This is a genomic window from Pontibacter sp. MBLB2868, assembly GCF_051904785.1.
GTDB lineage: Bacteria > Bacteroidota > Bacteroidia > Cytophagales > Hymenobacteraceae > Pontibacter.
On record NZ_CP196710.1, the window covers coordinates 366,387 to 381,663 of the forward strand.

General features: G+C 46.4%; 12 protein-coding genes. 4 read left to right on the plus strand and 8 right to left on the minus strand.

Translation table 11 applies throughout. The annotated features are described in order from the left end of the window. Positions 1-117: 117 nt before the first annotated feature. The 4 genes from ACSX1A_RS01580 to ACSX1A_RS01595 all read right to left on the minus strand — a co-directional run bounded on the left by ACSX1A_RS01580 (position 118) and on the right by ACSX1A_RS01595 (position 3,329). Complete coding sequence (locus tag ACSX1A_RS01580) at positions 118-504, minus strand: rhodanese-like domain-containing protein (protein WP_439881853.1); 387 nt, start codon at positions 502-504, stop codon at positions 118-120. Positions 505-626: 122 nt separating this feature from the next. Further along, a complete protein-coding gene (locus ACSX1A_RS01585; protein ID WP_439881854.1) occupies positions 627-932 on the minus strand; it encodes an ArsR/SmtB family transcription factor in 306 nt (101 codons plus the stop codon). A gap of 240 nt (positions 933-1,172) precedes the next feature. Next, positions 1,173-2,123, minus strand: coding sequence for a YeiH family protein (locus tag ACSX1A_RS01590; protein WP_439881855.1), 951 nt, complete (start codon positions 2,121-2,123; stop codon positions 1,173-1,175). 72 nt (positions 2,124-2,195) lie between these two features. Beyond that, positions 2,196-3,329: a BamA/TamA family outer membrane protein gene (locus ACSX1A_RS01595; RefSeq protein ID WP_439881856.1), complete on the minus strand. Its 1,134-nt coding sequence runs from the start codon at positions 3,327-3,329 to the stop codon at positions 2,196-2,198. 308 nt (positions 3,330-3,637) lie between these two features. Between ACSX1A_RS01595 and ACSX1A_RS01600 the strand changes: the two genes are divergently transcribed. Together ACSX1A_RS01600 and ACSX1A_RS01605 are read left to right on the plus strand one after the other, a co-directional pair. Continuing rightward, entirely contained in the window at positions 3,638-6,661 is a 3,024-nt protein-coding gene (locus tag ACSX1A_RS01600) for an amidohydrolase family protein (protein WP_439881857.1), read from the plus strand. A gap of 57 nt (positions 6,662-6,718) precedes the next feature. Then, positions 6,719-8,062, plus strand: a complete 1,344-nt coding sequence (locus ACSX1A_RS01605) for an amidohydrolase family protein (RefSeq protein ID WP_439881858.1) — start codon at positions 6,719-6,721, stop codon at positions 8,060-8,062. A 76-nt stretch (positions 8,063-8,138) separates the two neighbouring features. Here the strand turns inward: ACSX1A_RS01605 and ACSX1A_RS01610 are convergent, their stop codons facing one another. Both ACSX1A_RS01610 and ACSX1A_RS01615 read right to left on the minus strand, forming a co-directional pair. Then, positions 8,139-9,173 (minus strand): alkaline phosphatase D family protein, encoded by a 1,035-nt coding sequence (locus ACSX1A_RS01610; protein WP_439881859.1) that lies wholly within the window; start codon positions 9,171-9,173, stop codon positions 8,139-8,141. 128 nt (positions 9,174-9,301) lie between these two features. Beyond that, positions 9,302-11,101, minus strand: a complete 1,800-nt coding sequence (locus ACSX1A_RS01615) for a M61 family metallopeptidase (RefSeq protein ID WP_439881860.1) — start codon at positions 11,099-11,101, stop codon at positions 9,302-9,304. Positions 11,102-11,335: 234 nt separating this feature from the next. Here ACSX1A_RS01615 and ACSX1A_RS01620 point away from each other — a divergent pair, with 234 nt between their 5' ends. Together ACSX1A_RS01620 and ACSX1A_RS01625 are read left to right on the plus strand one after the other, a co-directional pair. Next, a complete protein-coding gene (locus ACSX1A_RS01620; protein WP_439881861.1) occupies positions 11,336-12,241 on the plus strand; it encodes a hypothetical protein in 906 nt (301 codons plus the stop codon). A gap of 159 nt (positions 12,242-12,400) precedes the next feature. Continuing rightward, positions 12,401-12,868 (plus strand): META domain-containing protein, encoded by a 468-nt coding sequence (locus ACSX1A_RS01625; protein WP_439881862.1) that lies wholly within the window; start codon positions 12,401-12,403, stop codon positions 12,866-12,868. Between the two features lie 55 nt (positions 12,869-12,923). Here ACSX1A_RS01625 and ACSX1A_RS01630 read toward each other — a convergent pair whose 3' ends face one another. Continuing rightward, positions 12,924-13,334, minus strand: a complete 411-nt coding sequence (locus ACSX1A_RS01630; RefSeq protein WP_439881863.1) for a hypothetical protein — start codon at positions 13,332-13,334, stop codon at positions 12,924-12,926. 288 nt (positions 13,335-13,622) lie between these two features. Then, a complete protein-coding gene (locus ACSX1A_RS01635; protein ID WP_439881864.1) occupies positions 13,623-15,263 on the minus strand; it encodes a M28 family peptidase in 1,641 nt (546 codons plus the stop codon). Positions 15,264-15,277: the final 14 nt, after the last annotated feature.

Sequence of the window (15,277 nt, forward strand, 5' to 3'; positions counted from 1 at the left end):
TAACAGACAGGCAGGAAGGGGCAGCCTATTAAAGGTGCACGTTACATGCCATGTCCAAAATTTAAATCAGAACTTCAACTTAAAATAAATCCTGTTGAAGCTCAGGAGATGCAATGTTTATTCTTCAGTTGGCAGGCCTGCCTCTTTTAGTGTGCTATAGCCTCCAATGTTATAGATGTGCTTAAAGCCGGCTTCTTTTAACAACTCAGCTGCCTTGCCGCTACGGTTGCCAGATGCACAGTACAGGTAATAAACCTTGTTTTTATCCCAGTTCTGCATTTCCTGCGCAAAATCACCACCCCGGTAATCAACGTTAGCGGCACCATCTAAATGGCCTGTGGCATATTCCTCAGGCGTACGCACATCGAGGAGTACAGCCTTGTTGGTCATTTTCTGATTTTTATACTGCTCAGCCGTTAATTTTTTTACCTCAACAGGCCCTTGCTGCGGCCCTACGCAACTAAGCAAAATAACAGCTAGCAAACTTAAAAAGATAGTTTTCATTGTTTCTGGTTTAACGGTATAATACGGAAGTTTAAATTTAGAACGTGGCTAAGTTAGCAGAATAAGCCTTTATGTCATAAACCTAATTCGTTTTTTGAATAAACGAAACGCAGCCAGTACTTTTAAAAAGTTCTGCAGCCGTTTATACAATCTATGATGTTGGTGATGGTGGTGTCTGTCAGGAAATAGTACACTTTTTTACCTTCGCGTTGGGTGTCTACCACCCCTTTGTCCCGCATATTGGTAAGATGATGCGATAAAAGCGACTGCTCTATCTTGAGCACTTCCTGTAACTCACTAACCGTTAGCCTTTCACGCTGTTCAAGCAAGTCTATGATACTAATACGGACCGGGTGCGCCACACATTTTAATACATAAGCAGCCCTATCCAACTTCTTCCGATCAACCCGCACTTTTAAGGTACTCATGAGATATAAATATTATGTAAAACTAATATATGAACATTGTTTCATGTGATATAATAAATGACAATATCAAAGACTTACTGGTTCCATTGCAGAAGCTTATTTTGAGAGCATTATGGCGTATAATATGCCCGAAAACTTATGCTGAAGGCAGGGCTGTACCAGGTAAAGAAAGGGAGTGGGTTGGTAATAAAGCCGTATGCGGTTCCGCTGCAGTATTGTGTCCGGTAGTGGCTTTGCTTTTTAGCCCCAATAATAAATTAAAGCCAGGGAGGTACAGGAGATAAGTATCCAAAGTAAAAGGCCCTGGTAAAATGGCTTTGCGCTGATCTGGCGCAGTGTGCTTAGACTTAAGTTAGCTCCTATAAAGAAGAGAGAAAGGAGTAATCCTTTTTTAGCAACAAGCAAAACAGGTGCTGCAACAGAAGCAACAAATGGTACAAATGTGATCAGAACAGAGGCTAGAATAAAGAGAAGTATAAAAGGAGGAAATTTGACTTTTGCATCACCCGTTTTAAACAACGCGGAAGAGAGGAGCACCATCGGAACGATCCACAAAGCCCGGGTAAGCTTTAACGTAGTAGCTAGTTGTAGTGCCTCATCTCCATACTTGCTGGCAGCACCAACAACAGAACTGGTATCGTGAATGGCAATAGCTGCCCAGACTCCGAACTGATACTGCGATAAATGGAGGATATGCCCAATAACCGGAAAAATGAACAGCGCCAAAGCATTCAGGATAAAAACGACTCCTAGTGCTACGGAAATTTCCTGAGCGGAGGCCTTAATGGCGGGAGCCACTGCAGCTATGGCGCTACCCCCGCAGATGGCAGTGCCAGAAGAGATCAGGTGCGTAAGTTTAGGAGTAACACCGAATTTTTTGCCAAGTACCAGTCCGATAAGCATTGTCAGGGTTAAGGAAGTAAAAGTGAATACTAACCCAGACAAGCCTGTTTCAGCCACCTGGTAAAGGTTTATTCCGAAACCAAGACCAACAACCGACGCTTGCAAAACATATTTTGAAGCCTTTGCAGAAAAAGCAGGAAAAGGATTGCCTACAAATATACCCACCACCAGCCCAGCCAGTAAAGCCGTGGGAGAGGTTAACAAGCCCGTGGAAAGAATTATAAGTATGAAAGAAGTATATACCAGCTTTTGAAGGAAAGGGGAGGCCTGGTATTTCCCGGAAATCATAGCTCATTTAATTGGTTGCAAAGCAAAGGTAACAGGCTTTCCCGAATACTGCCTTTAACTAACTATAATTCCTTAAAATGCCTCTCCTATCACGATGTAAAAGTTAGAGCCTTCTCGTCCATAGCCGATGTCAGCCCTGATGTTTAATTTTTGCTCCTGGTTGAGTGCATAACGGAGGCCAGTGCCAATAGAATATTTCAGGGTTGAAAAATCCACATCCGAAGCCTTGTCAAACACATCTCCCAAACCTGCAAAAGCAGTCATGCCGAAGCGCCTGTAAACCGGAAAGCGATATTCGACCTGCGTACCTGCAAAGTTCTTGTCCAGGAAACGGTTACGGGCATAGCCGCGCAGTATCTTATCGCCACCTGCCGGGGCTAACCTGAAGAGGGGAGTCGTGCCTGTGTTGAGGGTGATGAAGGTATTTGTGCCCAGCACATGGTTCGGTCTTAGTCCGAAGTACTTGCTGAAATTGATGTTAAAGTTGCTATAGTCAAAGTCACCGCCAAACATGTCACCAAATCTATAAGCTGATGTTTCCAGGATCATGCCGCTGCTGGCAAACGATACATTGTCGCGGCTGTCGTACAGGAAAACAAGACCTGTTCCGCTGTTCACGCCACCGCTGTAGCCTGGTATCTGCTCAGAAAGCAGGATGCTTGTGCCTGAAGCTTCCCCGTTGTTTAACTTCAGATCATAGTAATTGGTAACCTGGATGTCTATTCCGGCAAAGGTGTGGGTCCCTACTTTTTTCAAGGCTCCTAATTTGGCATTTACCAGCGCATACTCATACTTCTCATCATTCACTTCCAGGGAGTTGTTGCCGATCCCGTAAAAGCGATCTGTATAAACTCTGTGGCGCAACTCGCCACGCAGCAGGTATTTTTCTTCACGTGTGAAAATGGCCCATTCCAACTGCTGATCGGTTTGCTTATTTAAAGTATAGTCGGCTAACAGGCGCATGGTGGAAAGCCGGGTGTAAGTGGAGTCGTGATGGCTTTTAAGTTGCATATAGCCAATGGCCGCTGCTCCAAAGCCCAGACGCGTGTCTGGAGTGTAGTATAAAACCGGAATAGGAATGATGCCTTTTATAGTGGAACTCTTTACTTCTTCTTCAGGTGCATCCACAGTTTCCTGGGCCATTACCTGCGAGAAAGAAAAAAACAGCGCCAATGGCAGTAAGATCAGAAGAAGAGTTTTTTTCATGGTCAGGAATTATATGAATTTTAATGCCGTATGTGCCTGATAAACTATGTGTTATGGTGTATATGGTCTGTGAAATATACGATTTAATTTCTTTGTCAACTACAGTTTTATCTTCAGCAGATCAAAATTTTTAAAGTGAATCCGGAACTAAAGTTAATGTATAAACACTATTCTGTATTGTACATTACCGCTATACTCTGGGAGCCAATAAATTAAGCCATCAGAACATAGCTAGTTTCATGTATAGCTTTTATATTTGGATTAACATACAACTCAATCTAAACTTTTAACCACCTTATCTACAACGGATGAAAAAAATCTTAACCATTGCAGCTTGCCTTGCTTTTGGGGCAGGCCATGTGATGGCGCAGGAGACGTTTCCGCGCAATGGGGTATATGATGAGCGCTCCGGCCTGGTTGCCCTCACCAATGCTACCATCCACACTGACTACAAAACTACCATCACTAACGCCACACTGCTGATCCGTAACGGGAAAGTAGAGGCCGTTGGCACAGGTATAAAAGTGCCGGCAGGTGCTGTTGCCATCGATGCAAAAGGCAAGCATATTTACCCGGGCCTGGTAGACATGTTCACAAGTTATGGACTGCCTGAGGTAAAGAGCCAGCGTATTGGCTATGGCTCGCCGCCGCACCCTGACACTGACAAGCAAGGTGCTTATAGCTGGAACCAGGCGATACGGCCGGAGACCAATGCTGTAGAGATTTTTAAAGTAGACAAGAAACAGGCGGAAGAACTGCGTAAGCTGGGTTTTGGCTCGGTGCTGGCTGTTAACCGTGATGGTATTGCGCGGGGCACTGCCACTTTGGTAACACTAGCTGACAAGCGGGAGAATGAAGTGGTGGTACTGGATAAGGCTGCCGGTGCACTGTCTTTTGACAGAGGTTCTTCGCCCCAGGATTATCCGAACTCATTGATGGGAGCTATTGCCTTGCTACGCCAGACGTACCTGGATGCCCAGTGGAACGCACAGAACCCGGCCAAGGAGCAGAATATATCTTTAACAGCTTTTGCAACCGCCAATAAGTACCCACAGATCTTCGAAGCTGAGCGCAAGCTGGACTTGCTTCGTGCAGATAAAGTCGGCGACGAGTTTGGCAAGCAATATATCATTAAAGGTGCCGGAGACGAGTACCAGATGATCAAGGAAGTGAAAGCTACCAATGCCCCGATCATCTTGTCGCTTAACTTCCCGGATGCCTATAATGTGGAAGACCCGTTTGACGCTCGCCGTATTTCGCTGGAAGATATGAAGCATTGGGAAATGGCACCTTCAAACGCGGCTATGCTGCAGAAAGCTGGTGTAACCATCGCGATTACGGCATCTGACTTAAAGGATAAAAAAGACTTCCTTCCAAACCTTCGGAAGGCCATTCAATATGGTTTATCAGAAGAGGAAGCACTGAAAGCCCTTACTGCCACTCCTGCAAAGCTGTTGCATGCAGAGGGTAAGATCGGTAGCCTGAACAAAGGAATGCTGGCAAACTTTATCATCACCAGCAACAATCTGTTTGCTGACGATAATATAATCCTGGAGAACTGGGTGCAGGGCAATCAGTACAAAATATCGGAGATGCCTGCCGACTACAGAGGTGTATATACTTTAAAACTGGGTCAGCAGCCGGATCGCAAACTGTTGATTGCCGGCACACCGGACAAACCAGAGCTAAAAGTTATTGCGCAGGACACTGTTAAAGGCAAAATATCTTTTAACGGAAACCTGGTAACACTTTCTTTTGCAAAAGATAAGAAAAGCAAAGAGAACATCAGGCTAAGCGGCTGGCTGCAGGATAAGAACCTGCAGGGTGAGGGGCAGTTGCCAGATGCTTCTATGGTAAAGTGGACGGCAACATTTTCTGAGGCCATGAGCCAGAAAGCTAAAACCGACAGCACTAAAGTAGCTAAGGTACCACAGATCGGAAATATGATCTATCCTTTCCGAGCATTTGGCCAGACCGAGTTGCCAAAGCAGGAAACGGTGCTGATCAAAAATGCCACTGTCTGGACTAATGAGAAAGACGGAAAACTTGAAAATACAGATGTACTGCTGAAAGATGGGAAAATAGCTAAAGTTGGGAAGAATCTGTCAGAGAATGGAGCAAAAGTTGTTGATGGCACTGGTAAACATGTTACGCCAGGCATCATTGACGAGCACTCGCACATCGCCCTGGATGACGTGAATGAAGGTACACAGTCTGTGACGGCAGAGGTACGCATGGCAGATGTAGTCAATTCTGATGATATTAACATTTACCGCCAGCTTGCTGGTGGAGTTACTACTTCACAATTGTTGCACGGTTCTGCTAACCCAATAGGTGGTCAGTCAGCTATCGTGAAGCTACGCTGGGGCAAGAGCCCACAGGAGATGATGGTAGAGAATGCAGACGGCTTTATCAAGTTTGCCCTCGGCGAAAATGTGAAACACTCGAACCGCAGCCGTGAGCATAGCATCCGCTTCCCGCAGTCAAGAATGGGCGTGGAGCAGGTTTATGTAGATGCCTTTACCAGAGCTAAGGAGTATGAGCAGGCCTGGAAAAATTATAACGGTCTGTCGAAGCGGGAGAAAGCAAAAACGGCAGCTCCACGCCGCGATCTGGAACTGGATGCACTGGTAGAAATCCTGAATGATAAGCGTTTTATCACTTGCCACTCTTACGTGCAGTCGGAGATCAATATGTTGATGAAAGTTGCTGATGAGATGGGCTTTAGAGTGAATACGTTTACCCATATCCTGGAAGGTTATAAGGTAGCCGACAAAATGAAAGAGCGCGGCATAGGAGGTTCAACGTTCTCTGACTGGTGGGCTTATAAGATGGAAGTAAAGGATGCTATCCCGCAGAATGCCGGTATCATGAACCAGATGGGCGTGGTAACTGCTATCAATTCTGACGATGCTGAGATGGCACGCCGCCTGAACCAGGAGGCTGCCAAAAGTGTGAAATACACTGGCATGAGCGAAGAAGATGCTCTCAAAATGGTAACACTTAATCCTGCCAAGCTACTGCACCTGGATGATAGAATGGGAAGTATAAAAGCCGGCAAGGATGCGGATGTCGTTTTGTGGAACGAGAACCCACTGTCTATCTATGCCAAGCCGTTGAAGACCTTTGTAGACGGTGTTGCTTACTACGATCTTGATCGCGATGAGCAGATGCGTGTAGAACTGGAGAAGGAGCGCATGCGCCTCGTACAGGCTATGCTAAATGCGAAGACCAGCGGTGCCAGAACACAAGCGCCTGTTATCAAAAGGGCAAGTGTTGTGCATTGCGAGGATGTGGAGCATGACCAGGAAGAGCAGTATTTCGCTTATTAATCTTTGAGATAAAAGACACGCATCTTTATCGGTGATTAAATTTAACTGATTCGAAAAATGAAAATTCATAGAAGATATATTTCAGCCATCGCCGCCCTGCTTTTTGCAGTTCCGGTAATGGCGCAGGTGCCTGCTCCGGCCCCTAAGCAAACTAAGCCCGTGTTGCTAAAAGGTGCTACACTGCATATTGGCAATGGCACAGTGATCGAGAACGCGGCCGTTGGGTTTGATAAGGGTAAAATAACTTATGCCGGTCCGCAAAGCGGTGCTAACCAAAGTGGCTACGAAGTAGTGGATGTGACAGGGCAGCATATCTATCCCGGCCTGATCCACCCAAATTCCAACCTGGGTCTGAACGAGGTAGAAAGTGTTCGCGCGACAATAGACTGGCGAGAAGTGGGTGATATTAATCCGCACGTACGTTCTGTGATCGCTTACAATACTGATTCAGATATTATCCCTACAATTCGTACCAACGGCGTGTTGATGACGCAGGTAACGCCAGTGGGAGGCACTATTTCTGGTACGTCGTCTATTGTGCAGCTGGATGCCTGGAACTGGGAAGATGCTATCATAAAAGCAGATGAAGGTGTTCATCTGAACTGGCCATACATGCTGGTAGCCACGGGTAATTCCGAAAGCGATGCCAGATTGGCAAGAATGAAAGCGCAGCGCGAAGAAACCCTGACCGAGCTTGCTGCTTTGTTCCGTGATGCTGCCGTATACAAGGCTGGCAAACACGACAACGAGAACCTGAAGCTAGCGGCAACTGCCGGCCTTTTCGATGGTTCCAAGAAGCTGTACATCCACGCAAATTATGGTAAAGAGATCATAGAGGCTGTTAATTTTGCGAAGCAGTACGGTGTCAAGAACATGGTAGTAGTAGGTGCCCGCGATGCCGTAGCCGTAGCGGATTTCCTGAAAGCGAATAACATTTCTGTGATCTACTCTGGCGTGCACGCTCTGCCATCACGAGCAGAGGAAGATGTGGATATGCCTTATAAAACGCCATACTTACTGTATAAGGCGGGAGTGCCCTTTGCACTTGATTATGACCTGAGCATACATGGTATTCGTAACCTGCCATTTATTGCCGGTACAGCCGCTGCTTACGGCCTGGACAAAGAGCAGGCTTTAGCAGCTGTGACCTTAAATACGGCTAAAATCCTTGGTATCGATAAGCAGGCTGGTTCTGTAGAGGTTGGTAAAGATGCTACGTTAGTAGTGTCGTCTGGCGACCTGCTGGACATGCGCACCAATAACGTAACGCTGGCTTTTATACAGGGCCGTAAAATAGACCTGAACAACAAGCAGAAGTACCTGTATGAGAAGTTCGAGAACAAGTATAAAAGAGAGCAGAAGACCCCGGCGAACGTAACTACAACGTCTGCGGGTAACTAATACTTTTGAACAGATCCTTGTCTTTAAAAGGGCTGCCGGTTTGGCAGCCCTTTTTTTTTATCTTGTAACTATACTTCTACTTTTCCCGCAGCGTTGGGTAAACCACCTGCTTCTGGAGAAGAACTTTGTTGTTTTCACCTCTGATCTGGATAGTAATTTTGGTATTGTTATTTTGCCAGTCGATGTCGAGTACACCAAAGTTGAGTGCCCCGACCTGTTTGCCCACACGGAAAGGATTACCGGTAGTACGCGGCTCCCGATGGTGGGTCATGCCGCTGGAGGTGATCTCAAAAAGTGGAACATCCAGTCCCTTTAGTTTGATCATAGAAAGTTCACCCACATGCCTGTCGCCGGATAAGATAATTGGAACAGAGGGGTTTGTTTTCTGAAGCAGCCGCAAAAGCCTCCCGCGCGCAGCCGGAAACTCTGACCAGTTGGTGTAGGCTTTTCCGGTTGGTAGTACTTGTATACCACTGGCAATAATGTTTACCGCAGCATCGCTGTTTGTCAGCTCCTGCTCCAGCCACTCCCATTGCGCATCGCCAAGTATGTCGCCGTTTAGGTTAGGTAAATAGAGCCCGTAAATATCACGCAGCTTATCCCGGAAATACCGCACATCAAGTAAGATCAGTTTTATCTTTTTGTTGCCATCTCCCAGTAGGTAACTCCTGTAAATTCCCGGCTGTTTCCTGACTGGCGCATTGCCCGGCACACCCATAAAATCAAGAAACAATTGCTGACTCTGTTGTTTTTTCTCATAGTCAGCCCCGGCATTGTCATAGGCATAGTCATGGTCATCCCAGATGCCGGTAATAGGGGTGGTGACGAGCAGTTGCTGGTACCCTTCCTGCTTCAACTGCTTCTGATAATCGGTGTACATGTCCAGCATATTGCTGGTATTAGCGTAAATGTTATCTCCCAGCCACACCCACAGGTCAGGTTTGGTAGCTACTATACTTTCCCAGAGCGGCTGTGGTTTGTTCTGGTCGTTGCAGGAGCCAAAGGCAATCCGCACATGGTCATCGTTTTGTGGTGATGGTAGTTGAGAGAAGGAGGGTTGACTAGGAAGGATAAAAAGAACAAGAAGTAGAACTACCGGTAATTGTCTCATAAGCAAAAGGTACATATCATGCTTATGTACGACATTTTCCAGACAGGTTACCTTTGGCTACAAAAAAGAAAACCCTGCCACAAGGGCAGGGAATCAATCAGGAAAAGTAAACAAACAACAAACTAAACTTACATATTATGCATCCAGCTGTTACGGAGTGCTACCTGCTGTGGTGTAGCCTGCTCGTTGAGCTTAAACAGATGCTTCTGTATTTTTTCTTTTTCAAATACTTTCAGGTTGAGCTCCTGCTGCTGGCCATCACGGTTTATGGTTAATTTGTATGTGTCTCCAGCATTCAGGTCGTTCAGCTTGCTAAGTAACTGGCCGGCGTTCTGTAGTGTCAGAGCCGTGCCGTTCAGGGCCAGCACTTCATCAAAATCCTTTAAACCGGCAGCAGCAACTTCCGGATTAACACTAGCCACACGTAGTTTGCCGTCTGGTGCCCCGAAATTATAACCCAGTGATTTTACCTTTAACCCGGTATTAACAGCGGGTGTATAAGCAATACCAAGTTTTGCATAATATTCTGATAGCGGAAGCGGCTCGGCATTCTTGATGTAGCGGTTGAAGAAATCGCCAATTTCAGGATATGTCCTGGCAGTAAAAATGTCGAAGAAGTCTTTTTCAGGGAAAGCCTTTGCAGGGCCGTACTCTTTCGAAAGTTCATTGATCACTTCACGCAAGCCTCTTTTTCCGTTAGAAAGCTCTAGTAAACGGATATCCAGAAGGGCAGCAGTTACTGCGCCTCTGTTGTAAATATTACCGTACTGCCTGTTGCCTTCCGGGGTATAAGATGTCATGGCAAGCTTCAGGATACTGTAGTTCTTATCCATGTTGTCGTCATAAGACAACTTCTCGCTTAGGTCCTGGAAGTAGGCCGGCAGATCAAGCATGCCGCCACGTAGCTGCATCATGTCTGAGGCCCACTCTGTAGTGCCTTCATAAAGCCACAGGTGTTGTGAAGGCGTTGGTTCTACAAAGTTAAACTGCTCAATTACTTCGCTGTGAATATTGAGCGGTGTAATGATATGGAAGAATTCATGCGAGGCCATATCGGTGACATACTTCGCATATGCCGGTGTCAGGTCCTGCTCCTTCAATACATACTCAGAGCTATAGGAGTGTTCCCAGGCGCCCCATCCCATATCCTCAAAGTGATATAGAAATGTATAGCGGTCCACAGGGAAATCAACCACAAATTTATTGGCAGCCCCTAGCATGGAGGTCATGTTCTGCATCAGGTCTTCAGACTTTATCTTACCTGTTTTAGAGTAAGTATAAATATCTATGGTGGTGCCGTTATAAGTTGTCTCTGCTTTGGTAAGCTTACCAGCCAGAATAGGAGAGTCTACTGCCTGGTCGTAGCTTGTGGCAGTATAATAGCCATCTTTATCAGCTTTAAGCGCAGTGCCCACCAGCCATTCCTGCGGATACTGTAACTTGATGCGCATTGGCTGTGCTTGTAACCCTTTAAGGTAACCGAATACGCCTTGACCGTTGATAAGGGCGTGGTCCTGTTCCAGAGAAGTACCGCACATCCAGTATACCTGGTTGCCTTTTACTTTGGTATCCCAGGTTTCAGCGATCCGGTAGGTGATTGTACGAACCTTCTCCGGTCTGCTCAGTTCCCACTGGTTTGTGCTGATCTGCTTTACCTCAATTGCACGTCCCTTTTTGTCGAATGCTTTAAAATCGGTTACAAAGCGGCCGATGTCCATTGTTTGGTATGTACCGGGAGCGGTGGCCGCAAACTGGTATACATTGTTCTCTGGCTTGAGTCCCTTTACTTCTAATGATACCCTGAACTGGTCATCTGCGCGTTCGTTCAGGTTCACAAGGTAAGTAAGGGAAGGGCTTTTGCCGGCCTCAGCGTCCGGAGCAAATGCAAGCAAAGCTGCAAGGCCTAGCGCTGCAGTCAGTTTTTTCATATAGCTTGGATAGGTTTTCATCAGCCTGAAAGTATAAAAGCAAATCAATAAAATCTAATGAAATAGATGAACTCACCGAACATCTCGACAAACGGGAATTGTGGCTGAGGGCTTGGGTAAGAAAGTAGCGATATCAGACGGAACAGGTACAAAATTATACTTCCGCTCCAACGTTGCCGGTTTACGTCCGTTTATAAGTACAATTGACGTTAAACATTAAAAGATTCAAAACCTATGGAAAGAAACGAGCATAAGTACGACAGAGAATTTATAAATAAGTTACAGGACCGCGACAGCCGCTATAGCAGGGGCTATGATAGGGATTATGACCGACACTATGACCGTGACAATGAGCACTTCGAAAATTACCGTGACCGGTACAGCGCCCGCGGCAATTATTACGGGATGCCAGATAGTGACCACGAATACAGGAATGTGAAAAGCAGAGACACAAGACCTTCAGAGTTTGACAAATCTTCTGGCGGCCCCATGCAGGATAGCAAGAGCAGAGACTACAGCACTGGCAGCAGTAGTAGTCATTACCACTACGGTGACCCAAACCCATACATGGGCAATAGCCGCAACGAGGGATATGAGCGCACCCGAGGTACCGGCTGGCGTAGCGAAAGCGATGCTGGCAGAAGCAGAGGCAACTATTCGGGGTATGGCTACGGCAGGCAGGATAACGACCGGTATGACCGCCAGGACAACAGCTATCGCTACGAAGGAGAAGGCAGGCGCTATCGTGACTTTGGCCGCGACGAAGACAGAACCGATGACAGGAACAGAAGCTTTAATGCGGGTACCGAAGATAGTTACTACGACCGTGGCGATTTTAACCGGAGCAGGGAAGATAACGACTACGGCAGAAACCGTAACTACTCCAGAAGCTACTATAGCGGAAATTTCGATGATAGTTCTTCACACTACAAAGGGGAAATCCGGAATTCGGACCGCGACAGGGACGACAACTATGCCACAGGCTTATACGCCTCTAACCGTGCTTATGTGAGCGACCATCGCAACGAAAGCGACGGCGACCGCAACAGTAGTCGTGAAAGACGCCACCCGCGTTCAGGGCCTGACTATAGTGCTAACTCCCGCATCAGCAGCTACGGCTATGATAACTTCGGCATTTAAGTCTTAAGCTAAGAAAGTGATAAAAGCCCGCAGTTTAAACTGCGGGCTTTTTGTTTGTCCGGCTACTTAAAGCTATACCTTCAGGCACAGGCTCCGTAAAGAAAAAGGCATCAATAATTATAAAGTCTGGTGCATCGAACATAGCGAGTCTAAACAAAAATGAGCAACATACTTAAACTAACCATTCTGTTTTTTGCTGTAGGGGTACTGCAGGCATGCACCTTGAAAACCTCTGATATCATTACACAAGATAATACCATACTGGATGCCTATTGGATGTTAATATCCCTGGAGGGGCAGGACGTGCCAAAATCCCAGGATAACCGCATGGCCTATATCCGGTTCGAGGAAAAGGAAAACGATGTGTTTGGCTATACAGGTTGCAACAAGTTTTCCGGCAAGTATAAAGTAGGCGACGAAAACCTGACCATGTCGGAGCTAAGGTCAACCCGGATGGCCTGTGCCGGCATGGACACAGAAACCAAACTGTTGGATATACTTAGCAGGGTAGACGGTTACCGGATCTCTAAAAACGTGTTGACCCTGTACGATGGAGGCAAGGCAGTTGCCACCTTTATGACAGGCAACCCGGACACGCTGGACAATGACCCGGGCAGGTACAAATAAAAAGCACTGATCCGTTTGCCAGATCAGCGCTTCACCATACGGTTTAAGTGTTCCGCTAATTAAGAGAAGTTTTTAGCAGCAACTCGTTAAATTTTTCGAGGAGGGCAATATACTTACGCTGTAAGGTAACAAGCTCAGCTTCACATTCCTTCAGGTTACCTGGCTTTGGAGTTGCTTCCGGTTCGCCATCAAAAGGCAGCAGCAGGTTAGTGTTGGAAGGAGCCTGTGGCATTGGGGATTCTTTTTTCACACTTTTACTCAAATGCGGGAATTCCTGTGAAAAATCGTGGTGAATAACTTCTCCCAGGCGCAGTATAAAGCTGTATGGAATGCTGCTCTCTTTAAACTTATTGTAAAGCGTTTTCCTGCTGACACCAAGTTTTTCAGCAACCACCCCTATTGCTACCCCACTAGCCTTGATCGCTTCCCTGATTGTTTCGCCTCTGTGCACGTTATTTTTTACCATTTTACCGGCCCCCTTTCCTGATTAATATGTGGAATTACTGTTTACAAAAATAGGTAATATAGATGCAGAAAATGTAGATGTGGACAAATTTTACACACTGCCGGAGGCGGGGTTTGGGTAATACTATTAAAGCTATTCAAAACCAGTTGTTTACGAATTAGGCCTGTGCACTTTATCAACAAGTAGCTTATGTTATCCACACCAGACATACTCAAGATAAAAGGTGTAAAAACAAAAACACCCTGACCTGGGCTCATCAAGGCAGGGTGTTTATCTGAGTTTGTATGTTTATTTGTTGAATCTTGTCCCGAAAAAGTCTCCGGGATTCCAGGCAGGCCTTTCAGGATTTTGCGCAATCTGGTAACCGATCAGGAAGTTGAGCTGCACGTATTTTTTACCAGCATTAAAGTCAAAAACGCCATTGATATCGTCCTGAGGTTTGTGGTAATATTTGGCGCGCCAGATCTTTACCTGTTCATCCAGGTTATTTTTCCCGTCCTCTGTCTTGTTGCCATACTTAATGTGCAGGGCAGGTATTCCTTGTGTCACGAAACTGTACTGGTCGCTTCGCACAAACCTGTTCTGATCAGGCTCCGGATCTTCTTCCACAGCAAGGCCTAAATAATCGGCTGCCTTAGCCACAGGTTGAGCCAGTGTTGAGTTGGTCGCACCGAGAGGTACTACTGCAAGTAGCGGCGCAATGATGGTAGGCATGTCGGTGTTTATGTCAGCCACAATGCTTTGAGCTGGTACTGTGGGGTAGTTGGCAAAGTATGCGCTGCCTAAGAGCCCCATTTCTTCTGCGGTTACCATTACCAGTAACACAGAGCGCTTGGGCTTGTTTTTAAGCTTTGCGTAAACGTTGGCAATTTCAAGCAGGCTAGCCACGCCGGAGGCATTATCATGCGCACCATTGTAAATAGAATCCCCGTCTACTGGTGCTCCGATACCAACATGATCCAGGTGGGCACTGTGTACGACATATTCATTTTTGAGCTGCGGATCAGATCCTTCTATCTTCCCGATCACATTATAGCTCTCAATATCCTGGTAAGTGGAGTTATAGCTTGCTTTGACACTGGTAGGAAGGGGGGTAGAAGCGGTTTTGCCATTTTTGATGCTGGCAATGATCGGATCAAGTTCCAGGCCGGCATTTTGAAACCACCTGGAAAGGGTCGCATGATTTACGGCCGCCAACAGCTTAATATCCTTGTTATATGTCCTGGAGAAAGCGTTATCACCGTTCTGGTGCGTTACATTGTTTACGCCAGCACTTAGGTTTGGCACCTTTGCTTTTGGGTTAGGGTTGCCAATGATCACGCCAACTGCACCATGATCCGCAGCGGTTTTAAGTATGGTCTGGTAATCCATGCTGTAAGAGGCAACTGTATTCGGGAATTCAGCCGGTGCGCCTCGCAGCACGACTACAATTTTTCCATTCGCATTTATGCCGGCATAATCATCGTAATTCAGGTCAGGGGCACTTATGCCGTAACCTGCAAATACAAGCGGGGCTTCAACAGTTGTCTGTTTCTCTTGTGGGTTGGGATAAATAGTGAAATCCAGGCCGTTTTTCAGGATGGTCTGGTTACCAGCACTATCCTGGGTCAATATAATGGCATCCTCGTTGGTAAAAGCCTTCCTTATGTTTACTTTCTGAAGGTAGGTGCCATTTTCACCGGCCGGTTTCACGCCCATTTTCTTGTACTGATCAACCACATAATTTACTGCGGTCTGGTAGCCTTCTGTTCCGGGCTTTCGGCCGAGCAAACGATCATCAGCCAGGTATTGTATGTGCCCTTTAATAGCCTCGGGCTCAACCTGCTTTAAAGCTTTCGCTACTTTTTTATTGACTTTTAACTCCTGTGCAGGTGCTTCGTGCAGTACGGCTGCGAAGCACAATCCCAGAAATAAGAGATGAGGTTTCATAGGTATTCGTCTTT